This is a genomic window from Streptomyces sp. NPDC040405 (assembly GCF_055595765.1).
The window spans coordinates 1,679,951-1,701,587 of the sequence record NZ_JBVIVI010000001.1 but is presented as its reverse complement, the minus strand read 5'-3'; the positions used below and the strand labels follow the sequence as shown (position 1 = coordinate 1,701,587).

Below are 21,637 nucleotides of genomic sequence, written 5' to 3'. Positions count from 1 at the left end.
GGCGGGGGTCAGGAGCCGGGCGGCGAGGTGCTGCTCCCTGGGGGAGACGTCGTCGTGGGCGGGTATGTCACGTCGCCCGACCCTTCTCTTGTCGCGCCGCCCGTCGTCGGCGGCAGGCTCGGCGCCCCGGACGACGGAAGGCCCGTCGACGGAACGCCCGTCGAGGGAAGGCCCGAGGGCGAATGGCCGGTGGAGGGGTGGCCGGTGGAGGGGATCGTGGCCGGGGCGGCGGGCGGCGGCGTGCCCGGCAGGAGCACGGCAGCGGCCGCGGTGCCGCCCGCGAGGACCAGGCAGGCCCCCGCCGCCAGCGCGGCGACGCGGCGCCGGTGCGCCCGCCTGCCGCGCTCAGCGATGTGCGCCACGGGGGCCGCACCGGCCCGGTCCTGCCCGAGGTCACCGGCCTGCCGGAACAGCGTCCGCAGCGGATCCTGGAGCTCAGACATCGGAGACCTCCTCGATGCGCGGGTCCTGGAGGCGGTGGGCGAGCGCGGCGCGTCCGCGGACCAGGTGCGTCTTGACGGTGCTGGTGGACAGGCCGGTCTCACCGGCGATCTGCTCGACGGTGAGGTCGCACAGGTAGTGCAGGGTGAGCGTGCGCCGCTGCTGGGGCGGGAGTTCGCGCAGCGCCTCGACCAGCACCACCTGGTCCGGTCCCGGGCCCTCGACATGCGGCGGTGAGACGCCGCCGCGATGCCAGGCGTCCGCCGTGCGCCGCCGGAAGCGCCACCGGCTCACCGCCAGCCGCCAGGCGACCGTACGGATCCATGCCTCGGGCTGGCCCCCGCGGTCGAGCTGCCGTCTGCGGCTCCACCCCTTGACGAACGCCTCCTGCACGACGTCCTGCGCCTCGTGCAGGTCGCCGAGCATCACGTACAGCTGCCCCGTGAGACGCGTGACCGCCTGGGCGTAGAACTCTTCGAACTCCTCGACGGTCACCTGTCACTCCCGGGTCTCTGTCCTCGCCGGGTATACGCCCGCCGTGGGGCATTCGGTCTACCCGATCGCGGAGAAAGAGAGTGATACAGCACACAATGCGCCACACATGCCAGAAAAATTGAACACCAGCTCGGGCGGAGAATCGCACCGTCTACACTCTCGGCGTTTCCTGTTCACCCCAACACGGTGTGTTCTTTTGGGAGTTGTTGAGTACGCATGCAGACGGAAAAGTACGCTGCGGGCCGGTTGACGAGGCGTAGGTTCGCCCTGGCAGGCGGCGCCGCCGCCGCGGGCGCGCTCGGGGCCTTCGCGGTACGGCCCACCGATGCCGAAGCCGCCGAAGCCGAGGCCATCGAGGCCGCCGCGATAGCCGAGGCCGCCGCCGGTGGCCGGTTCGACCTCTCGGTGCCCTCCACGCAGCTGATCCGCGAGAAGGCACCGCACAACAACACCGTGCTGCAGTCCTTCGCGTTCGACGACGTCAACGGCCACCTCTACACGATCCAGCTGATGCAGGGCGGCATCCGGCTCAGCGGCGAATCCGCCCCCGTCTCCGGCGCCGACCGGGCCGCGCGCGGCGACATGTGCGTCACCAAGCTCTCCCTCACCGGCAGCGAGCTGGGCCACATGTACGTCCGGGGCTTCGGCCACGGCGTCTCGATCGGCTGCGAGCCGGTCGGCGCCACCGCCCACCTGTGGACCGAGTCGGACGCCAACCCCGACTCCGGCTACGGGCGCGCGATCAGCCGCTTCGTGTTCAAGGACGGTGCCGTCCTCGACAGCGGCGCGTCCGGCCTGGCCACCCACCGCCCGGTGGCCGGTTCGACCAGCAACCAGCCCGCCGTCGACATGCTCAACAAGCGGCTGCTGCTGCGCTACCGCCAGGGCGGCGGGGTCCGGTACCGGCTGATGAGCCTGGCCGGGGTCACGGCGGGCGACTACACCGCGGTGTACGACGACATACCCCAGGCGGGCGTCGCGGACGACGAGGTCTTCCAGGGCTTCGCGGTGCTCGGCGACTACGTCTATCAGCTGACCGGGACCGCGTACTCCGACGAGAACGGCCCCAACCCGCCCTCCGGCCACGGCAACGCCCATGTCTCCTGCGTCGATCTGCGCACCGGCGAGCTGGTCCAGCGCTCCCGCACCGAGGCCGGATACTCGCTCGGCTACCGCGAGCCCGAGGGCATGGCCGTCCAGCTCACCAGCCCGCGCAGGCTGTGCATGGGCTTCGCCTCCGGCCTCTCCGGCGCCCGCGAACTGAGCGTCTACTACAAGCCGCAGTGACCGGGCCGCGGTGAACGTCTCTTAACCCGGTCGCCGCGCCGATCTTCCCTGGCGCCCGGCCGAGTGCGAGCCTGGAGGTATGACCGACCTCATCGAGTCGCTGCGGGAGGGCCTCCCCGAGGAGGCAGTGCTCACCGACCCCGATGTCATGGCGGCGTACGCCAACGACATGGCGAGCTTCTGCGACGCGGGCGTGCCCGCCGCGGTCGTCCTCCCCCGCACCGTGGAGCAGGTGCAGCATGTCTGCCGTACGGCCACGGCGCTGCGCGTCCCCATCGTCCCGCAGGGCGCGCGCACCGGCCTGTCGGGCGCGGCGAACGCGTCCGACGGCTGCATCGTGCTGTCCCTGGTCAAGATGGACCGCATCCTGGAGATCAACCCGATCGACCGGATCGCGGTCGTCGAACCGGGCGTGGTGAACGCGGCGCTGTCGCGCGCGGTGCTGGAGAAGGGGCTGTATTACCCGCCCGACCCCAGCAGCTGGGAGCAGTGCACCATCGGCGGCAACATCGGCACGGCGTCGGGCGGGCTGTGCTGTGTGAAGTACGGCGTGACCGCCGAGTACGTCCTCGGTCTGGACGTCGTTCTCGCCGACGGCCGCCTGCTGTCCACCGGCCGCCGCACCGCCAAGGGGGTCGCGGGCTACGACCTGACCCGCCTCTTCGTCGGCTCCGAGGGGAGCCTCGGCATCGTCGTACGGGCAGTCCTGGCGCTCAAGCCCGCCCCGCCCGAACAGCTCGTCCTGGCCGCCGAGTTCCCCTCCACCGCGGCCGCGTGCGACGCGATCTGCCGCATCATGGAGCGCGGCCATGTGCCCTCGCTGCTGGAGCTGATGGACCGTACGAGCGTGCGCGCCGTCAACGCCCTGGGCGACATGGGGCTCCCCGAGTCCACCGAGGCCCTGCTGATGTGCGCCTTCGACACCCCGGACCCGGCGTCCGACCTGGCCGCCGTGGGCGAGCTGTGCACGGCCGCCGGGGCGACCGAGGTGGTCCCGGCGGACGACGCGGCCGAGTCCGACCTGCTGCTCCAGGCCCGCCGCATGACGCTGACCGCGCTGGAGGCGGTCAAGGGCGTCACGATGATCGACGACGTCTGCGTGCCGCGCTCCCGCCTCGCCGAGATGATCGACGGCACGGCGGCCATCGCCGAGAAGTACGCCCTCACGATCGGCGTCGTGGCCCACGCGGGCGACGGCAACACCCATCCGACGGTCTGCTTCGACCCCGCCGACGAGGACGAGTCGCGGCGGGCGCGCGAGTCGTTCGACGAGATCATGGCGCTGGGCCTGGAGCTGGGCGGCACGATCACGGGGGAGCACGGCGTGGGCGTGCTGAAGCGGGAGTGGCTCGCGCGCGAACTGGGACCGGTGGGGGTGGAGTTGCAGCAGGGCGTCAAGCAGGTCTTCGACCCCCTGGGCCTGCTCAACCCGGGCAAGCTCTTCTGAGTTCTGATCGAAGACCGGAGACCGGAGACCGGGACATGCCGGAAGGGGGCGCGCGGCCGGACCGCGCGCCCCCTTCTCATCTGGCTCCCGTACGGCGGTTACGCCTTCAGCGACGCGATGTCGATCACGAAGCGGTACCGCACATCGCTGTTCACGACGCGGTCGTAAGCCTCGTTGATCTGGTCGCCGTTGATCACCTCGATCTCCGCGCCGAAGCCGTGCTCGGCGCAGAAGTCCAGCATCTCCTGCGTCTCCCGGATGCTGCCGATCTTCGAGCCCGCCATCGTCCTGCGGCCCAGGATCAGGGAGAACTGGCTGAAGGCGCTGGGGTTCTCCGGCGCGCCCACGTGAACGAGCGTGCCGTCCCGCTTCAGCAGCGACAGGTAGGCGTCCAGCGGGAGGTTCGCCGACGTGGTGTTGACGATCAGGTCGAACGTACCGGCCAGCTCGGTGAAGGTGGACTCGTCGCCGGTCGCGTAGAAGTGGTCGGCGCCCAGCCGAAGCCCGTCGTCCTTCTTGCGGAGCGTCTGGCTCAGCACGGTGACCTCGGCGCCCATCGCGTCGGCGATCTTGACGCCCATGTGGCCGAGGCCGCCCAGGCCCACGATCGCGACCTTCTTGCCGGGGCCCGCCTTCCAGTGGGCCAGCGGCGAGTAGAGGGTGATGCCCGCGCACAGCAGCGGGGCCGCGACGTCCAGCCCGATCCCCTCGGGGATGCGGAGCGCGTAGTTCTCGTCGACGACGACGTGGGTGCTGTAGCCGCCGTACGTGGGGGCGCCGTCGTACTCGGTGCCGTTGTACGTCTGCACCTCGCCCTTGAGGCAGAAGTGCTCCTCGCCCGCGAGGCAGTTCTCGCACTCCCGGCAGGAGTCGACGAAGCAGCCCACGCCGACCCGGTCGCCCACGGCGTACTTGGTCACGCCCGGGCCGACCTCGGTGACGACACCGGCGATCTCATGGCCGGGCACCATCGGGAACTGGGCGGCGCCCCACTCCTCGCGGGCCTGGTGGATGTCGGAGTGGCAAATACCCGCGTAGGCGATCTCTATGAGGATGTCGTGCTCGCGCAGTGCGCGGCGCTCGATGGTGGTCTTCTCCAGCGGTGCCTTCGGGGCGGAAGCCGCGTAGGCGGTGACGCTGAGGGTCATATCGGTGCTCTCCTTGGTGGAACAGCGCGAAGTCGCGCGAAAGGGAACGTGAGAGAGAAAAGTTAAAGTACGGGTGGAAATGGGGTGAAGGGGGTGTCAGGAAAGGCGCGGGGAACCGGGCGAGCGCGGGGCGGGGGCCGGGCGGTCGCCCGACGGGGTCGCCGTCCAGCTCGCCAGCAGCCGCAGCGCCTCTTCCGAGGGCGACCCGGGCTCGACCGTGTAGATGCACATCGCCTGGTCGGCATCGCCGGGGAAGTGCACCATCTCGTAGGCGAGCGTCATGTCCCCGACCACGGGGTGCCGGTAGAGCTTGGTGCCGTGCGTCTTCTCCCGCACGTTGTGGTCCGCCCACCACTTGCGGAACTCCGCGCTCTTGATGGTCAGCTCGCCCACCAGCTCGGTCAGCCGCGGATCGTCGGGGCGGCGGCCCGCCTCCAGCCGGAGGGTGGCCACCGTATCCGCCGCGACCGCCTCCCACTCCGGCCACAGCTCGCGCGCCGCCTCGTCGAGGAACATGAAACGGGCCAGGTTCCGCTCGTGGTACGGAAGCGCGTCGAAGTCGATGGTCAGCGCCTTGGCCAGCCGGTTGGCGGCCAGGACATCGCTCCGGCGGCCCACCACGAACGCGGGCGAGACCCCGTCCAGCATCCGCAGCATGTCGTGCACCCCCTGCCGCACCCGCTGGGGGCGGGACGGGCGGCGGCGCACCGCGCTGCGCGGGCGCGGCCGGGCCAGTTCGAAGAGGTACGCGCGCTCGGTGTCGTCCAGCTGCAGCGCGCGGGCCACGGCGTCCAGGACCGCCTCCGAGACATTGAGGTGGCGTCCCTGTTCCAGCCGCGTGTAGTAGTCGGTGCTCATTCCGGCGAGGTGTGCCAGCTCCTCGCGGCGAAGCCCCGGGACCCGGCGGCGGGTGGGGCTGCTGGCGCTGACTCCCGCGTCCGTAGGGCTCAGCCGTGCCCTGCGGCTCCGCAGGAACTCACTGAGCTCGGTGTTGCGGTCCATGGCTTCCAGTATTGGCGTCCAAAATGGCGCCGGGCGGTGTCAAAGTAGGTCTGTTGAACCTAGGCCGATCGTGCCCAGGCAGCGGTTCCCCACCCGCACACCGGCGGGCGGTGCACGGAAGGGAGGGTACGGGCCGCGGGCCCGTCTGATACACCTTGACCAGCGCGCTCCGGGTTGCACTGCGGCACCTTTACGGCAGACTTCCTACCGCCCCCACCGCGAGGCACCGCACAGACGCAGCGCAGCACAGCAGCACGGCGAGCACAGATACGGGACATCGGAGATCATGAGCGCCCCTTCCTCAGGATCCGCTGACGGCAGCTCCATTCCGGGTTTTTATCCGGATCCGTCCATTCCCCACTACATCCGGTATTGGAACGGCGCGGCATGGGTGCCCGGCACCAGTCGGCCCGCCCCGGCCGAGGGCGAGGCCATGCCCGCCGCGCCGCCCGGAGTCACCCACACCCAGGTCACCAGCCCGGTACCGGACGAGACCGGCCCGATGTTCCTCGACGAGGAGCCGCAGCCGCTGCCCGCGGAGGAGACCGGGGGCGCGGCACTGCCCGAGGTGCGGCCGCGCGGTGAGATGGACGTACGGGACTTGGGCCCGGGCAGCGTCATGGGCACCGAGCCGGTGCCGCCCGGTGGCATGGCCGCCCCGGTGGACTGGGACGATCCGCAGCGGCTGCACGGCATCCGCCCCGGAGCCGGGGCCGCCTGGCAGGCCGACGCGTCCCATCAGTCCGGGTTCGGCGGCGAGCAGGACCGCCGGATCTCCTGGGGCTCGGAGTCGGACGACCCGCGCGCGGGGGTGCCCGATCCGCGCGGCGCGGCGGACGGCTCCCCGGACCATGACGGAAGCGGCCGTGGTGAAGGCGGTCGTGACCAGGGCACGCTGATGATGCGCGGCGGCGCCACGGACGGTACGGGCGGTGCGGGCGACCACCGGGACCGCGGCACCCACGCCCTCCCCGCCATACGCGGCAACCCCGAGCTGCCCTCGGCCTCGCCTTCGTCCTCGTCCCCGTCCTCGCCCTCGGCCGAGTCCGGTGTGCCGGACGGCACGATGGCGATGCGTGCGCTGCGGCCGACCGGCCGCGACGAGGGCACGATGACGTTCCGTGCGCTCGACCGCGGGGCCCCGCAAGGCCCCCAGCAGTCGCCCCAGTCTCAGCCCCAGCAGCCTCAGCCCCAGCAGCCTCAGCAACCCCAGCAGCCGCACCAGCAGTCACAGCCGCACCAGCAACCCCCGCAGCAGCCCTTCGGCGGCATCCCGGCCCAGCCCTCCCACGGCGGCCCCGGCTGGCAGCAGCAGGTGCACCAGCTCGCCCAGCAACAGCCCCAGCAGCACCACCCCCAGCAGCCACCGCAGCCGCAACAGCCCCAGCAGCCCCAGCAGCCCCCGGCGCCCCAGCAGGGCGCGCCCGAGAGCGTCATCCCCTGGAAGCCGCCGGTCGACAACCCGTTCCTCCAGGCCGCCCAGGCCCAGGGGCGGCCCGCCGGGCTCGGCCGTCGCTTCGCCGCCCGGCTGATCGACATGATCGTGCTGCTCGCCATCGCGGGCGGGGCCGGCTTCCCGCTGTGGGGGAAGGCCGCCGACCACATCGACGAGAAGGTGGAGACGGCCAAGCAGTCCGGCGAGACCGTGACCGTCTACTTCCTCGACGGCACCACCAGCGGCTATCTCGCCATCGTGCTGGGCGTGCTGCTGCTCGCCGGGATCCTCCTGGAGGCCCTGCCGACGTCCCTGTGGGGCCGTACGCTCGGCAAGAAGCTGTGCGGGGTGCGGGTGCTGGACATCGAGGACCACGACACCCCGTCGTTCGGCGCCGCCCTGCGCCGCTGGCTGGTGTACGGGGTGCTCGGGGTGCTGGTGGTCGGCGTGGTGAACGTGCTGTGGTGCCTGGTCGACCGCCCCTGGCGGCAGTGCTGGCACGACAAGGTCGCGCGCACCTTCGTCGCCACGGCGGGCTGAGGCGATTGGACCATCCGGATCGCCCGAACGGGGCGCGCCGGATGCGATCGCCCCCGATCGGCGGTCGACTCGGGAGATGAGCACCGACCAGCCGCCGCCACCCGGGGACGAGCCGCGTGACCGGGATCCGTTCGCCAAGCAGCAGCCGCCGCCGCGGGCGAACGGTTCCCCCTACGGCGATCACGACGGCGGGGACGATCCGCTCGCGGGCATGCCCCCGCTCGCCCACCTCGGCCGCCGCCTCGTCGCCCGGATCATCGACGGGCTGATCGTCGGGATCCCGCTCGGTCTGATCATGGCCCTGATCCTGGGCACCTACTACCCGATGGGCAACGGCAGCGACGCCCGCTCGTCCGTGTTCACGCTCGTCTACGTGGTGGTGTACTTCGTCTACGAGGGGCTGATGCTGACCCACTACGGGCAGACCCTCGGCAAGAAGGCGATGAAGATCCGGGTGGCCATGCTGGAGACCGGCGAGCCCCCGGTGGGCAGGCCCGGCTGGGCGCGCGCCGCCACGTATACGCTCCCCGAGATCGTGCCCTGCTGCGGCTTTGTCTTCTGGCTGGTCAACGTCTTGTGGTGCACCTGGGACCGGCCGTATAGGCAGTGTCTGCACGACAAGGTGGCCAGGACGGTCGTCGTCTCGACCGAGGAGTGAGCCCGCGGCAGCCATCGGCCCGCCGAGGGACGCCCGGAGGGCTGCTGATGTAATCGGAGGCATGAGCCCCGACCCGCTGTCGTCGCCCCCGTCCCCCGACCTCGCCGGGATGCCCCCGCTGGCCACGCCCGGCCAGCGCTTCGCGGCCCGGCTGATCGACGGCCTCGTGCTCGGCGTCATCTGGTCGGTGGCGCTCGGCATGACGGGTGCGCTCCAGTACGGCATGGAGCACCCGGGCCAGCAGGACCTCGGCAAGGTGATGGCCGGACTGGTCATCACGATGGCGGTCTATTTCGGCTACGAGGGCACGATGCTGGCCCGCAGTGGTCAGACCCTCGGCAAGAAGGCGATGCGCATCCGCGTGGCGATGCTCTCGGACGGGAACATTCCGGGCCGCCAGGGCTGGGTGCGCGCAGCGGTCTACACGCTGCCGGGTCTGCTGATCCCGGTGCTCATCGGCACCCTGTTCTGGGTGCTGAACGCGGTGTGGCTGCTGTGGGACAAGCCGTTCCAGCGCTGCCTGCACGACAAGGCGGCGCGGACGGTCGTGGTGTCAGCCGTGCAGTGAGTGCTCCCGCGGGGACTCGGCCGCCGCGGATCCGGCCAGCGGGCGGTGGCTGTGCACCGTACGCCCGGCGCGGGCGGCGCGGGTCGGACGGGATACCGGCACGGTGAGGGCTACCAGCAGCCCGAGCGCGAGACCGGCCACGGTCACGAGGCCCACCCCGAGGCCCGATCGGGTTTCGGACAGCAGCAGCATGGCCAGCGTCGACAGGACGACGGTGGCCGAACCGTAGGCGAGCTGGGCAGAAGTCGGACGCGGCATGGCGGGATCCGTCCTCAGGGGGCATCGGGATGCGGGGGCATGAATCGGGCAGATGTGCGCCGTCAAAATGACTCTACGGTGCTGGATGCCCCATGGGGAGCGGGACTAAGCGTGACCTCACCCACGACGGCGGTGCACGGGGGGCGCACGGAATCACCGTCGCGTGCAACCGTGTTTCCCCCTGCCCGAACGGCGCGGCCGCGGGTGTCCGGTAACCGGTACACGGCGGACCGGGAAACGTAACGATCCCTCAAGTCCAAGTCAAGGACTGTCTTTTCCCTTGCCTCTCCGGTCAAATGTGCGGCACCGGTGTGTGGAAGGGGAGGAACAAGTGAACAGTCAACGGAGGGCGGTCAGATCGGCCGCCGTGGCCACGGTCGTAGCCGCGCTCGGCGCGGCCGCGCTGTCGACGGGGATCGCCCAGGCGGACGCGCCGTCTACGCGTGTCGAACGCCATGACCCGGCGCCCGCGAAGACGGACGTCGACCACGATCTGGCGGGCCCGTTCAGCAAGCAGCAGGAGGCCCAGCGCCAGGACGCGCTGCGCCAGGTCATATCCGGGGACAAGGAGGCCACGCGGCGCGGCGCGTCGCAGGTGGTGAAGCTCGGCAAGGGCAAGTACGTCGAGCTGGCCCGGGAGAAGACCGACAAGATCTTCACCGTGCTCGTCGAGTTCGGCGACAAGGTCGACGACACCACGATGTACGACCCGGACGGCGCCGACGGCCCCGAGCCGCCGGTGAAGAAGTACGGCGGCGCCCCGGGCCCCGCGCACAACACGATCGCCGAGCCGGACCGTGCCGTCGACAACAGCACCGCCTGGCAGAAGGACTACAACCGGAAGCACTTCCAGGACCTCTACTTCTCGAAGGCCAAGGGCAAGGAGTCCCTGAAGAAGTACTACGAGAAGCAGTCCTCGGGCCGTTACTCGGTCGACGGCGAGGTCTCCGACTGGGTCAAGGTCGACTGGAACGAGGCCCGTTACGGCTCCAACTACTGCGGCGACACCAACTGCGCCAACGCCTGGGACCTGATCCGCGACGGCGTCAACCAGTGGGCCAAGGACCAGAAGGCGGCCGGTCGCACCGACGCGCAGATCAAGGCGGACCTGGCCCAGTACGACCAGTGGGACCGCTACGACTTCGACGGCGACGGCAACTTCAACGAGCCCGACGGCTACATCGACCACTTCCAGATCGTGCACGCCGGCGAGGACGAGTCCGCGGGCGGCGGCGCCGAGGGCGAGAACGCGATCTGGGCGCACCGCTGGTACGCGTACGGCTCCGACGCGGGCAGCACCGGCCCCGGCGCCAACAAGGCGGGCGGCGCCCAGATCGGCGACACCGGCATCTGGGTCGGCGACTACACCATGCAGCCGGAGAACGGTGGCCTCGGCGTCTACGCCCATGAGTACGGCCACGACCTCGGCCTGCCCGACGAGTACGACACCACGGGCAAGGGCGAATCCTCCGTCGCCTACTGGTCGTTGATGTCCGCGGGCTCCTGGCTGGGCACCGGCCAGGACTCTATAGGCGACCTCCCGGGCGACATGTCCGCCTGGGACAAGCTCCAGCTCGGCTGGCTCAACTACGGCACCGCGAAGGCCGGTACGAAGTCCCGGCACACCCTCGGGGTCGCCGAGTACAACACCAAGAACAAGCAGGCGCTGGTCGTCAGCCTCCCCGACAAGCCCGTCACCACCGAGATCACCGCACCCGCCGAGGGCACCAAGCAGTGGTGGAGCGGAATGGGCGACGACCTGAAGAACACCCTCACCCGGTCCGTCGACCTCACCGGCAAGTCGAAGGCCAACCTGGACCTGCAGGGCTGGTGGGACATCGAGGAGAACTTCGACTACCTCTACACCGAGGTCTCCACGGACGGCGGCGCCAACTGGACGCCGGTCGACGGCACCGCGGACGGCAAGGCCATCCCGCGCGACGCGGGCGACAAGCCCGCGCTGACCGGCACCTCCGGGGCGTACCGGAAGCTCTCCTTCCCGCTGGACGCCTACGCCGGTAAGAAGATCGACCTCCGCTTCCGCTACCAGACGGACAGCGGGGTCGCCCAGAAGGGCTTCACCGCCGACGCCCTCACCCTCACCGCGGACGGCACGCCCGTCGTCACCGACGGCGCCGAGGGCGACGACAACGGCTGGACGGCGAACGGCTTCTCGCGCGTCGGCAAGTCCTTCACCAAGGACTACCCGCAGTACTACCTCGCCGAGAACCGCCAGTACGTCAGTTACGACAAGACCCTCAAGGCCGGCCCGTACAACTTCGGCTGGGCCTCCACCCGCCCCTCCTGGGTCGAGCACTTCCCGTACCAGAACGGTCTGCTGATCTGGCAGTGGGACACCTCGCAGCCGGACAACAACACCGGCGTCCACCCCGGCTCCGGCCTGATCCTCCCGGTCGACGCGCACGCCACCCCGGAGAAGTGGGCGGACGGCACGCTGATGCGCAACCGCATCCAGGCGTACGACTCGACCTTCAGCTGGTACCGGGCCGACGGCTTCACCCTCCACAAGGACGGGAAGGCCGCGAAGATCAAGGGCAAGCGGGGCGTCCCGGTCTTCGACGACCGCAAGGGTATGTACTGGGACAAAGCCAACCCCACCGCCGGGGTGCAGGTTGCTGACACCAACACCCGGATCTCGATCCTCCGGGAGCGCCCGGATGGCCAGACGATGACCCTTCAGGTGGGCCCGTCGTCATAATCGCAGGTCAAAGCCGTGACGGCCGTCACCCACTAGCGGGCGACGGCCGTTCGCGTTTAGATGCACCTAGACCTTCTTATTGACACGACGTCTCACGGGGGACATGAACCGTATGGCCGACGGAGGATTCACCAAGCTGCCGGGCGGCAGTGTGGTGGTGGCACTGACCCTGCCCCGCCCACTGGGCGAAGGCGGCGTGCGCGTGCTGGTGCACGCCGCGAACCGGGCGCGCGCCCTGACCAGGCTGCGCAACCTGGGGCTTCGCGCCGTGTATCTGCGCGGCAACAGCGCGCCACCGACGCCCGACGAGGTGACGGCGGTGCTCCACCACCCCGACGGCCTCGTCTGGCGTACGTCCCCCGACATCGGCGGCGAGCTGTGGCACGGCATCGCCGCCCTCCTGCGCCCCGCGGCGACGGCCTGACGGCCCGCCTGCCGACCGCCTGACGGCTCGCCGGGCGGCCCTCTGGCGGCCCGCCGGGACCCCTCGGTGCCCGTCTGAGGGTCCCGGCACCCCGGCCGTGCCCGCGACCGCCCCGGGGCGCCCCGCAGGGCCTCCCGGGGCCCGGGGGAGCGTCAGGCCACCGGCTGCCCGCTCAGATGGACGCCCGCGTCCCGCAGCTCCTCCAGGGCGCGCTCGGTGGTGGCCGGGGCCACCCCCACCGTCAGCCCCAGCAGTACGTGCGTCACGAACCCCTCACGCCGCGCGTCCAGCGCCGTGGCCCGCACGCAGTGGTCCGTGGCGATCCCGGCCACGTCCACCTCCGTCACGCCCCGCTCCCGCAGCCACGCCGCCAGCGGCGTCCCGTGCTCGTCGACGCCCTCGAAGCCGCTGTACGCCGCGGCGTGCGCGCCCTTGTCGAAGACCGCGTCGATCGCGCCCGAGGCCACCGCGGGCGCGAAATTGGGGTGGAAGCCCACCCCCTCGGTGCCCGCGACGCAGTGCGGCGGCCAGCTGCGCTCGTAGTCCGGGTGGTCGGAGAAGTGATCACCCGGGTCGATGTGGCGGTCGCGGCTGGCCACGATGTGGCGGTATCCGGGCGTCGCCTCCCCGATGTAGTCGGTGATCGCGGCGGCGATATCCGCGCCGCCCGTCACCGCGAGGCTTCCGCCTTCACAGAAGTCGTTCTGGATGTCGACGACGATCAGTGCCCGGTGCATTCACGCACGCCTTCCGGCTCGTCCCGTGGTGGTCACAACAGCGATAGATAGAGCGGTGGTGGAATCGGCAGCGGCGGACGCCATGGACGTACCCCTCACGTCTGCAAGTACTCCGTGGGCAGAACCGGCTCGCCCTGCGACAGCTGCGTCGCGGACAGCGGCAGCCCCGCCCGTGCGGCCTTATGGCGGTCGCGCGCCGAGTCCAGCGGCTCCCGGGCCACGATCTCGCCGCCGCGCACCAGCTCGACCTGGAGCAGGCGGTCGGCCAGCTCCTCCGGGACGGGCCCGCTGCCGACGACCTCGGCCTCGGCCGCCCCCTCCGCGTCCAGCCGCCGCGCCGCCCACTTGCGGCCGCCGATCGAAGTCTTCGCGCCCATGGACTTCTTCGCCACCGAGACCAGCGGCGCGTCCGCCGCGTTGGACTCGGCGCGGGCGACCAGCTTGTAGACCATCGAGCAGGTCGGGTGGCCGCTGCCGGTCACCAGCCGGGTGCCGACCCCGTACGCGTCCACGGGGGCCGCGGCGAGCGAGGCGATGGCGTACTCGTCCAGATCGCTGGTGACCACGATCTTCGTGCCCTTGGCGCCCAGGTCGTCCAGCTGCTGCCGCACCCGGTGGGCGAGCAGCAGCAGGTCGCCGGAGTCGATCCGGACGGCGCCCAGCTCCGTACCGGCAGTCTCCACCGCGGTGCGCACGGCCTCGGCCACATTGAAGGTGTCCACCAGCAGAGTGGTGTCGCTGCCGAGCGAGTCGACCTGGGCGACGAAGGCGTCGCGCTCGCTGTCGTGCAGCAGGGTGAAGGCGTGGGCGCTGGTGCCGACAGTGGGGATGTTGTAGCGGAATCCGGCCGCGAGGTCCGAGGTGGTGGCGAAGCCGCCGACGTACGCGGCCCGGGCGGCGGCCACGGCGGCCAGCTCATGGGTGCGGCGCGCGCCCATCTCGATCAGCGGCCGCCCGCCCGCCGCGACCGACATCCGGGACGCGGCGGCGGCGACCGCCGAGTCGTGGTTGAGGATGGAGAGGATCACGGTCTCCAGCAGCACCGCCTCGGCGAAGGTGCCCTCCACCCGCATGATCGGCGAGCCGGGGAAGTAGACCTCGCCCTCCGGATAGCCCCAGATGTCGCCGCGGAAGCGGAAGTCGGCGAGCCAGGCGAGGGTCGGCTCGTCCACGATCCGGTGCTGGGCGAGGAAGTCCAGGACGCCGCCGTCGAAGCGGAAGTTCTCGACGGCGTCGAGGACCCGCCCGGTGCCCCCGACGACGCCGTAGCGGCGTCCCTCGGGCAGGCGCCGGGTGAAGACCTCGAAGACCGAGCGGCGGTCGGCGGTGCCGGCCCGCAGCGCGGCCTGCAGCATGGTGAGTTCGTACCGGTCGGTGAACAGCGCAGTCGACGGCACGTCCACCGGCAGTCCCAAGTCCGCAGTGTCCATGTTGATGATGTTACCTCGCATACTCGTCAGAGTGACGAGATCTGGGTGCCGGTTTAGGCAACCGCCCCTGCCGGGTGGCAGCATTGGGGGTGTGAGTGTCAGTCCGGTGGAGATCGAACGTCCTGAAGCCAGCGAGGCGCCGATGGAGGTGCCCGAGCCGGACGTTCCCTGGGTGACGGTGGTCCACAATGACCCCGTCAATCTCATGAGCTATGTCACGTATGTGTTCCAGAGCTACTTCGGCTACTCCAAGGACAAGGCGCACAAGCTGATGCTCGACGTTCACCACAAGGGCCGCGCGATCGTCTCCAGTGGGAGCCGCGAGGAGATGGAGCGCGACGTGCAGGCGATGCACGGGTACGGGCTGTGGGCGACGCTCACGCAGGAGCGCTGATGTCGGGACGATTCGAGCCGCTGCCCGGCGGTGGTGCCGCCGTCGCCCTGGACGAGGTGGAGATCTCCATCCTGCGCAGCCTCGCCGTGCAGCTCGCGGAGCTGATCGGCCCCGGCGACCAGCCGGCCGGGGGCGAGGACCCGCTGGACGCGCTGTTCGCCGAGGGGCCCACCAAGCCGCCGAGCGACCCGGCGCTGGCCCGGCTGTTCCCGGACGCCTATGTGGCGCCGGACCAGGAGCTGGGCGAGGACGCGGAGAAGGAGGCGCGCGCCGCCTCGGCGGAGTTCCGCCGGTACACCGAGAACGACCTGCGGGCTCGTAAGCGCGATGACGTCCTGGCGATGGTGCGCGACCTGGACTCGCTGCCCACCGGCCCGGCCGCCAAGGACCAGGCGGTGCTGGAGCTGGCCCCGCAGAAGTCCCGGCAGTGGCTCGGCGCCCTCAACGATCTGCGGCTCGCGATCGGGACCCGGCTGGAGGTCACCGATGACGACGACGGCGGCGAGCTGCTCGGACTCCCCGATTCCGATCCCCGCAAGCCGATGGTGATGGCGTACTTCTGGCTCGGCGGGCTTCAGGAGACGCTCATCGAGACGCTGATGGCGTGACGCGTGTGGCGTGACGCCTATGGTGTGGTTGCTTCCGCTTGTGATCACTGAGTGTTCGTTTAGGGAGTGCTCAACTCCGAATAACGATCGCATCACCGCGTCCGCGCTCTTTGTTGCGCGCGACGCCGTTTGTCCCCTTCTTCTTGTGGCGTGCCTCACATTCCGCTGAGTGGATCAGTGCTGCTGTCGTGATAAATCTTCACGATCGCCAGCCGCATAGGGAGAAAGGCACACCACATGACCTCAGCGGCGCCCGAAGAGGGCTACGAGCGCGGCCTGGGTAGTCGCCAGGTACAGATGATCGCCATCGGCGGTGCCATCGGTGTCGGTCTGTTCATGGGGGCCGGGGCCAACATCGCCAAGGCGGGGCCCAGCATCATACTGATGTACGCCCTCGCGGGCGTCATCATCTTCTTCATCATGCGAGCGCTCGGTGAGCTGCTCCTGTACCGCCCCGTCTCGGGGTCCTTCGCGGAGTACGCCCGCGAGTTCCTCGGCCCGTTCTTCGGCTATGTCACCGGCTGGACCTACTGGCTCATGTGGGTCGTGACCGGAATGGCCGAGCTGACCGCCGCGGCCATCTACATCCACTTCTGGTTCCCGTCGATCCCGCAGTGGGTCAGCGCCCTGGTCTTCCTGGTGCTGCTCTTCGGCGTCAACCTGATCTCGGTGAAGATCTTCGGCGAGGTCGAGTTCTGGTTCTCGATGGTCAAGGTCACCGCGATCATCGGCATGATCGTCATCGGCCTCGGCGTGCTGACCCTCGGCTTCTCGGAGGCCGGTGACACCGCGGCTCCCTCCAACCTCTGGTCCCACGGCGGCTTCTTCCCGAACGGCATAGGCGACAGCCTGATGACGCTTCAGGGCGTCATGTTCGCCTACCTCGCCGTCGAGCTGGTCGGCATCACCGCGGGTGAGTCCCAGGACCCCGAGAAGACCCTGCCCAAGGCGATCAACACCCTGCCGTGGCGCATCATCGTCTTCTACGTCGGCGCCCTGCTCGTCATCCTCTCCGTCGTGAAGTGGACCGAGTTCTCCGCGGGCGAGAGCCCCTTCGTGCACGCCTTCTCGGTGATCGGCATCCCCTTCGCGGCGGGCATCGTCAACTTCGTCGTCCTCACCGCGGCCCTGTCCTCCTGTAACTCCGGCATGTACTCCACCGGCCGCATGCTGCGCGACCTGGCCGCCAACAGCGAGGCGCCGGGCGTCTTCGGCAAGCTCAACGCCCGCAAGACCCCGTTCGCCGGTATCGCCCTCTCCGCCTTCCTCATGGGCATCGGCGTGATACTGAACTACACCGTCCCGGACAAGGTCTTCGTCTACGTCACCTCGGTGGCCACCGTGGCGGGCATCTGGGCCTGGGCGATGATCCTGATCAGCCACATCCGCTACCGCCGCGCCGTCGTGGCCGGCCGGCTGCCCGCCTCGTCCTTCCCGGCGCCCGGCGGTTCGGTCTTCAGCTGGGTCGCGCTGGTCTGGCTCATCGGCGTCACCGGTCTGATCGCGTACGACAAGGACACCCGCATCTGCCTGTACGTCGGCGCGGGCTGGGCCGTGATCATGGTGGTCGGCTGGTTCGTGCTCAAGAACCGGACGCCCGACGTGACCGACCCGGAGCGCGAGCCCGAGTTCGCCAAGGACTGACGCTTCCGCCCCTTGGGCGCATCGTCTCAGCAGGCGGGCTCCGGACTTAAGTCCGGAGCCCGCCTCCTATTCTTTGGGGCATGCTGACCATCACCCAGGCCCTCCACGACCAGATCGTCGCCCACGCCCGGGCCGACCACCCGGACGAGGCGTGCGGCGTGATCGCGGGCCCGGCCGGAAGCGGCCGCCCCGAACGGTTCATCCCGATGCTGAACGCGGCCCGTTCTCCCACGTTCTACGAGTTCGACTCGGTCGATCTGCTCAAGCTCTACCGCGAGATGGACGACCGCGACGAAGAGCCGGTCGTGATCTATCACTCGCACACCGCGACCGAGGCATACCCCTCCCGTACGGACATCACGTACGCCAATGAGCCCGGGGCGCACTACGTCCTCGTGTCCACCGCCGACTGCGGCAACGAGGAGGGGCCCTTCCAGTTCCGGTCCTTCCGGATCGTCGACGGCGAGGTCTCCGAGGAAGAAGTCGAGATCATCCCGGGCTGACCCGAAAGGTCGTCTCGCATCACGGTTGTTACCCGTCCGTATCACGGGACACGCTTCCGGGGGCCGGATCGGGAATCGATACGATGAGTTCATGGTTTTCGATGACGTGAGCGAGAAGACGCCGGGCATGCTGCTCGTGGCGCGGCTCCACGTCGACCTGTGCCGTCTCGCCAGCGCGATGTGTCCGCGCCGCGCCGAGGCCGCCTGAGCGCGTACGCACCGTCTCGCTGCCCGCCGCCCGAAGCCCATCGACGACGCCCTCCGGCCCCATCGATCCGGTCCGGAAGCCCACCCCGCCCTCCCACAGGAGATCCAGACATGGCCATCGAGGTCCGCATCCCGACCATCCTCCGCACCTACACCGACGGCCAGAAGGCGGTCGAGGGCAGCGGGACCACGGTCGCCGAGCTCTTCGCCGACCTGGAGTCCCGGCACACCGGCATCCAGGAGCGCCTGGTCGACGGTGGCGAGCTGCGCCGCTTCGTCAACGTCTACCTGAACGACGAGGACGTCCGCTTCCTCGACGGCATCACCACCAAGCTCTCCGACGGCGACAGCGTGACCATCCTCCCGGCCGTCGCCGGTGGAATGCGCTGATGCGGTACGACAGCCCCCTGGCAGCGGTCGGCAACACGCCGCTCGTCCGGCTGCCACGGCTCTCGCCCTCCCCGGAGGTCCGGGTCTGGGCGAAGCTGGAGGACCGCAACCCGACCGGTTCGATCAAGGACCGCCCCGCGCTCCACATGATCGAACAGGCCGAGAAGGACGGCCGGTTGACGCCCGGCTGCACCATCCTGGAGCCGACCTCCGGCAACACCGGCATCTCGCTCGCCATGGCGGCCAAGCTCAAGGGCTACCGCATCGTGTGCGTCATGCCGGAGAACACCAGCGAGGAGCGGCGCCAGCTGCTCGCCATGTGGGGCGCGGAGATCATCTCCTCGCCCGCCGCGGGTGGCTCCAACACCGCCGTCCGGGTGGCCAAGGAACTGAGCGCCGAGCACCCCGACTGGGTGATGCTCTACCAGTACGGGAACCCGGACAACGCGGGCGCCCACTACGCCACCACCGGCCCCGAGATCCTGGCCGACCTGCCCTCCGTCACCCACTTCGTGGCGGGTCTGGGCACCACCGGCACCCTGATGGGCGTCGGCCGCTTCCTGCGCGAGAACAAGCCCGACGTACGGATCGTCGCCGCGGAGCCGCGCTACGACGACGTCGTATACGGGCTGCGTAATCTGGATGAGGGCTTCGTCCCCGAGCTGTACGACGAGTCCGTGCTGACCACCCGCTTCTCCGTCGGCTCCGAGGACGCGGTGGCCCGTACCCGTGAACTCCTTTCCGAGGAGGGCATCTTCGCGGGCGTCTCCACCGGCGCCGCGCTGCACGCCGCCCTCGGCGTCGCCCGCAAGGCGGTCGCGGCGGGCGAGAGCGCCGACATCGTCTTCGTCGTCGCCGACGGCGGCTGGAAGTACCTGTCGACCGGCGTCTACACCGCGGCCACCACCGAGGAGGCGGTCGAGACCCTGCACGGCCAGCTCTGGGCGTAGGTATCCCGGCCCGGGTGCGGGCATACGTGGCTGTCCGGGGCTCCGTCCTGGTGATTCCGCCCACAACGCGGGCCTGTGGAGGAGCTACCAGGGCTTTAGCGCCTTACGCTCGTGGGCACCCCGTATGACCCCGCACCCGTCGCCTCGCCCATGGCCCTCGGCATGGGGACCCTCCAAGGAGGTTCCTGCTCCATGAAGCTCACCGTCGTCGGATGCTCGGGGTCGTTCCCGTCCGCGGAATCGGCCTGTTCGAGCTACCTCGTAGAGGCCGACGGCTTCCGGCTGCTCCTCGACATGGGCAATGGCGCCCTCGGCGAGCTGCAGCGCCACTGCGGTCTCTACGACCTCGACGCCGTGATCCTCTCCCATCTCCACCCCGACCACTGCATCGACATGTGCGCCTACTTCGTCGCGCGCTACTACCGGCACGACGGAGGCCGCGCCGAGGCGATCCCGGTCTACGGGCCCGAGGACACCGAACGCAGGCTGGTCCAGGCGTACGACGACGTGCCCGACGAGAAGTCGATGCAGGAGGTCTTCGACTTCCGCACCCTGACCCCGGGCACCTTCGAACTGGGCCCCTTCACGATCCGTACCGCCCGGGTCTGCCACCCCGTGGAGGCTTTCGGCTTCCGCATCGAGCACGGGGACCGCGCCCTGGTCTACTCCGGTGACACCGGCCCCTGCGAGGCCCTGACCGACCTGGCCCGGGACGCCGACCTCTTCCTCTGCGAGGCGGCCTTCACCCACGGCAAGGAAGACATCCCGGAGCTGCACCTCAACGGCCGCCAGGCCGGTGAGCACGCGCAGACCGCGGGCGCCGCCGCCCTGGTCCTCACCCACATCCCGCCGTGGACCGACCCGCAGCTCAACCAGCGCGACGCCGAGGCCGTCTTCGACGGCCCGGTGACCCTGGCGCGCGCGGGCGCCGTCTACGAGGTCTGAGCGCCCGGGCCCTCCTCGTACGCGAACGGGCCGGATCCGCCTCCGCGGATCCGGCCCGTTTCACGTGGTGCCCCCTAGGGCTTGGCGGCGCTCGTCGCGGCCGCGTCGTCGAGGGAGTCCTCCGGTTCTCGGCCTGGCGTCGGGATGTTGAACTTCGTGATCACGAAGCGGAACACCACGTAGTAGAGGACGGCGAACGCCAGCCCGATCGGGATGATCATCCAGGCCTTCTCGCTGTGCGACCACCCCAGCAGGTAGTCGAAGAGCCCGCCCGAGAACGTGAAGCCGCTGCGTATCCCGAGCGCCCAGGTCAGCGCCATGGACACGCCCGTGAGCACGGCGTGGATTCCGTACAGCACCGGCGCGATGAACATGAACGAGAACTCGATCGGCTCCGTCACCCCGGTCACGAAGGCGGTCAGCGAGACCGAGATCATCATGCCCATCACGGCCTTGCGGCGCTCCGGGCGCGCGCAGTGCGCGATCGCCAGACCGGCCGCCGGGAGGGCGAACATCATGATCGGGAAGAAGCCGGTCATGAACATTCCGGCCGACGGGTCGTCGTGGAAGTAGCGCGCGATGTCGCCGTGCCAGGTCTGCCCGCCCGAGGAGAAGTCGCCGAACTGGAACCAGGCGAACGAGTTCAGCAGCATGTGCATGCCGACGGGGATCAGCAGCCGGTTGACCACGCCGAAGATGCCGGAGCCGATCGCGCCGTTGGCCGAGAGCCACTCGGAGAAGCTGTTCAGACCGTCGCCGATCGGCCCCCACAGAAAGCCGAATATGACGCCGTACAGCACGCCCGCGAAGGACATCAGGATCGGGATGAAGCGGCGGCCGCTGAAGAAGCCCAGCCAGTCCGGCAGCCGGGTGCGGTGGTACTTCTCCCACAGCACGGCGGCCGTGATGCCCACCACGATGCCGCCGAGGACGCCCGGGTCCTGCGGCTTGCCGGTGACGTCGCTGACGAAGCCGGTCAGCACGTTCTTGTAGACGAGGAATCCGACCAGGGCCGCGAACGCCGTCGTGCCGTCCGACTTCTTCGCGAAGCCGATGGCGACACCGAGGCAGAACAGCAGGGCCAGGTTGTCGAAGAGCGCGCCGCCCGCGTGGGCGAAGATCTCCGCGAGTTTGTTCCAGCCGAGCCCCGCCTTGCCGAAGACGTCGTCCTGGCCCAGTCGGCTCAGGATGCCCGCGGCGGGCAGGGCGGCGACGGGCAGCTGGAGACTGCGTCCGATCTTCTGCATACCCTTGATCAGACCGGCGCCCCGCTTCTGGGCGGGCGCCGCCGAGGCGGTGGCCGTGCTCATCGGATTCCTCCTGGTGAGGCGGGCGCTCGGGATACTGGGGACGGCCCGCGATATGGTCTACACCACATGTGGTGTAGACCTGTTGTAGCACGTGAGG

23 protein-coding genes are annotated in these 21,637 nt (G+C 70.0%); 15 read left to right on the top strand and 8 right to left on the bottom strand.

Features of this window, described 5'->3' with window-relative positions; translation table 11 throughout:
• Positions 1-8: 8 nt before the first annotated feature.
• Positions 9-443, bottom strand: a complete 435-nt coding sequence (locus ACZ59A_RS06975) for a hypothetical protein (protein ID WP_470954458.1) — start codon at positions 441-443, stop codon at positions 9-11.
• Complete coding sequence (locus ACZ59A_RS06970; protein ID WP_468052787.1) at positions 436-936, bottom strand: SigE family RNA polymerase sigma factor; 501 nt, start codon at positions 934-936, stop codon at positions 436-438. Before ACZ59A_RS06970 ends, ACZ59A_RS06975 begins: the two co-directional genes overlap by 8 nt.
• 216 nt (positions 937-1,152) lie before the next feature.
• Between ACZ59A_RS06970 and ACZ59A_RS06965 the strand changes: the two genes are divergently transcribed.
• Positions 1,153-2,223 (top strand): phage baseplate protein, encoded by a 1,071-nt coding sequence (locus tag ACZ59A_RS06965; RefSeq protein ID WP_470954454.1) that lies wholly within the window; start codon positions 1,153-1,155, stop codon positions 2,221-2,223.
• Between the two features lie 79 nt (positions 2,224-2,302).
• The gene (locus tag ACZ59A_RS06960; protein WP_470954451.1) at positions 2,303-3,670 is read left to right on the top strand and encodes an FAD-binding oxidoreductase; all 1,368 of its coding nucleotides are present in this window, start codon (positions 2,303-2,305) and stop codon (positions 3,668-3,670) included.
• Positions 3,671-3,768: 98 nt separating this feature from the next.
• Here ACZ59A_RS06960 and ACZ59A_RS06955 read toward each other — a convergent pair whose 3' ends face one another.
• Positions 3,769-4,818, bottom strand: coding sequence for an NAD(P)-dependent alcohol dehydrogenase (locus ACZ59A_RS06955; RefSeq protein WP_470954448.1), 1,050 nt, complete (start codon positions 4,816-4,818; stop codon positions 3,769-3,771).
• Positions 4,819-4,914: 96 nt separating this feature from the next.
• Positions 4,915-5,820: a helix-turn-helix transcriptional regulator gene (locus tag ACZ59A_RS06950; protein WP_470954446.1), complete on the bottom strand. Its 906-nt coding sequence runs from the start codon at positions 5,818-5,820 to the stop codon at positions 4,915-4,917.
• Positions 5,821-6,106: 286 nt separating this feature from the next.
• Between ACZ59A_RS06950 and ACZ59A_RS06945 the strand changes: the two genes are divergently transcribed.
• The 3 genes from ACZ59A_RS06945 (at position 6,107) to ACZ59A_RS06935 (ending at position 9,021) form a co-directional block, all read left to right on the top strand.
• Positions 6,107-7,795, top strand: a complete 1,689-nt coding sequence (locus tag ACZ59A_RS06945; RefSeq protein ID WP_470954443.1) for an RDD family protein — start codon at positions 6,107-6,109, stop codon at positions 7,793-7,795.
• Positions 7,796-7,871: 76 nt separating this feature from the next.
• Entirely contained in the window at positions 7,872-8,453 is a 582-nt protein-coding gene (locus ACZ59A_RS06940) for an RDD family protein (RefSeq protein WP_470954440.1), read from the top strand.
• Positions 8,454-8,514: 61 nt separating this feature from the next.
• The gene (locus ACZ59A_RS06935) at positions 8,515-9,021 is read left to right on the top strand and encodes an RDD family protein (protein ID WP_468052798.1); all 507 of its coding nucleotides are present in this window, start codon (positions 8,515-8,517) and stop codon (positions 9,019-9,021) included.
• On the opposite strand, the gene ACZ59A_RS06930 is transcribed toward ACZ59A_RS06935, so the two are convergent.
• A complete protein-coding gene (locus ACZ59A_RS06930) occupies positions 9,007-9,279 on the bottom strand; it encodes a hypothetical protein (RefSeq protein ID WP_470954437.1) in 273 nt (90 codons plus the stop codon). The two genes, ACZ59A_RS06935 and ACZ59A_RS06930, sit on opposite strands and share 15 nt — an antisense overlap.
• A gap of 331 nt (positions 9,280-9,610) precedes the next feature.
• Between ACZ59A_RS06930 and ACZ59A_RS06925 the strand changes: the two genes are divergently transcribed.
• Together ACZ59A_RS06925 and ACZ59A_RS06920 are read left to right on the top strand one after the other, a co-directional pair.
• Complete coding sequence (locus ACZ59A_RS06925) at positions 9,611-11,998, top strand: immune inhibitor A domain-containing protein (RefSeq protein ID WP_470954436.1); 2,388 nt, start codon at positions 9,611-9,613, stop codon at positions 11,996-11,998.
• Positions 11,999-12,110: 112 nt separating this feature from the next.
• Positions 12,111-12,422 (top strand): hypothetical protein, encoded by a 312-nt coding sequence (locus tag ACZ59A_RS06920; protein WP_468052803.1) that lies wholly within the window; start codon positions 12,111-12,113, stop codon positions 12,420-12,422.
• A 152-nt stretch (positions 12,423-12,574) separates the two neighbouring features.
• Here ACZ59A_RS06920 and ACZ59A_RS06915 read toward each other — a convergent pair whose 3' ends face one another.
• A complete protein-coding gene (locus tag ACZ59A_RS06915) occupies positions 12,575-13,159 on the bottom strand; it encodes a nicotinamidase (protein ID WP_468052805.1) in 585 nt (194 codons plus the stop codon).
• Between the two features lie 95 nt (positions 13,160-13,254).
• Positions 13,255-14,589, bottom strand: coding sequence for a nicotinate phosphoribosyltransferase (locus ACZ59A_RS06910; RefSeq protein WP_470954432.1), 1,335 nt, complete (start codon positions 14,587-14,589; stop codon positions 13,255-13,257).
• An 82-nt stretch (positions 14,590-14,671) separates the two neighbouring features.
• Between ACZ59A_RS06910 and clpS the strand changes: the two genes are divergently transcribed.
• From clpS to ACZ59A_RS06870, 8 genes are all read left to right on the top strand, one after another.
• Positions 14,672-14,983 (top strand): ATP-dependent Clp protease adapter ClpS, encoded by a 312-nt coding sequence (gene clpS, locus ACZ59A_RS06905; protein WP_063735273.1) that lies wholly within the window; start codon positions 14,672-14,674, stop codon positions 14,981-14,983.
• Positions 14,983-15,591 carry a DUF2017 domain-containing protein gene (locus ACZ59A_RS06900; protein ID WP_470954429.1) on the top strand — a complete coding sequence of 203 codons (609 nt, stop codon included), beginning with the start codon at positions 14,983-14,985 and terminating at the stop codon, positions 15,589-15,591. Before clpS ends, ACZ59A_RS06900 begins: the two co-directional genes overlap by 1 nt.
• A gap of 237 nt (positions 15,592-15,828) precedes the next feature.
• Positions 15,829-17,235 carry an amino acid permease gene (locus ACZ59A_RS06895; protein ID WP_470954428.1) on the top strand — a complete coding sequence of 469 codons (1,407 nt, stop codon included), beginning with the start codon at positions 15,829-15,831 and terminating at the stop codon, positions 17,233-17,235.
• 80 nt (positions 17,236-17,315) lie between these two features.
• Positions 17,316-17,738, top strand: a complete 423-nt coding sequence (locus ACZ59A_RS06890) for a M67 family metallopeptidase (RefSeq protein WP_470954425.1) — start codon at positions 17,316-17,318, stop codon at positions 17,736-17,738.
• A 91-nt stretch (positions 17,739-17,829) separates the two neighbouring features.
• Positions 17,830-17,946, top strand: coding sequence for a putative leader peptide (locus ACZ59A_RS06885; protein ID WP_468052815.1), 117 nt, complete (start codon positions 17,830-17,832; stop codon positions 17,944-17,946).
• Positions 17,947-18,056: 110 nt separating this feature from the next.
• The gene (locus ACZ59A_RS06880) at positions 18,057-18,335 is read left to right on the top strand and encodes a MoaD/ThiS family protein (protein ID WP_358633090.1); all 279 of its coding nucleotides are present in this window, start codon (positions 18,057-18,059) and stop codon (positions 18,333-18,335) included.
• Positions 18,335-19,285, top strand: coding sequence for a PLP-dependent cysteine synthase family protein (locus ACZ59A_RS06875; RefSeq protein ID WP_470954422.1), 951 nt, complete (start codon positions 18,335-18,337; stop codon positions 19,283-19,285). The genes ACZ59A_RS06880 and ACZ59A_RS06875 overlap by 1 nt, the downstream gene beginning before the upstream one ends.
• A gap of 192 nt (positions 19,286-19,477) precedes the next feature.
• Positions 19,478-20,230, top strand: a complete 753-nt coding sequence (locus ACZ59A_RS06870) for an MBL fold metallo-hydrolase (protein ID WP_470954420.1) — start codon at positions 19,478-19,480, stop codon at positions 20,228-20,230.
• 74 nt (positions 20,231-20,304) lie between these two features.
• Here ACZ59A_RS06870 and ACZ59A_RS06865 read toward each other — a convergent pair whose 3' ends face one another.
• The gene (locus ACZ59A_RS06865) at positions 20,305-21,540 is read right to left on the bottom strand and encodes a PTS transporter subunit EIIC (RefSeq protein ID WP_470954417.1); all 1,236 of its coding nucleotides are present in this window, start codon (positions 21,538-21,540) and stop codon (positions 20,305-20,307) included.
• Between the last annotated feature and the right edge of the window lie 97 nt (positions 21,541-21,637).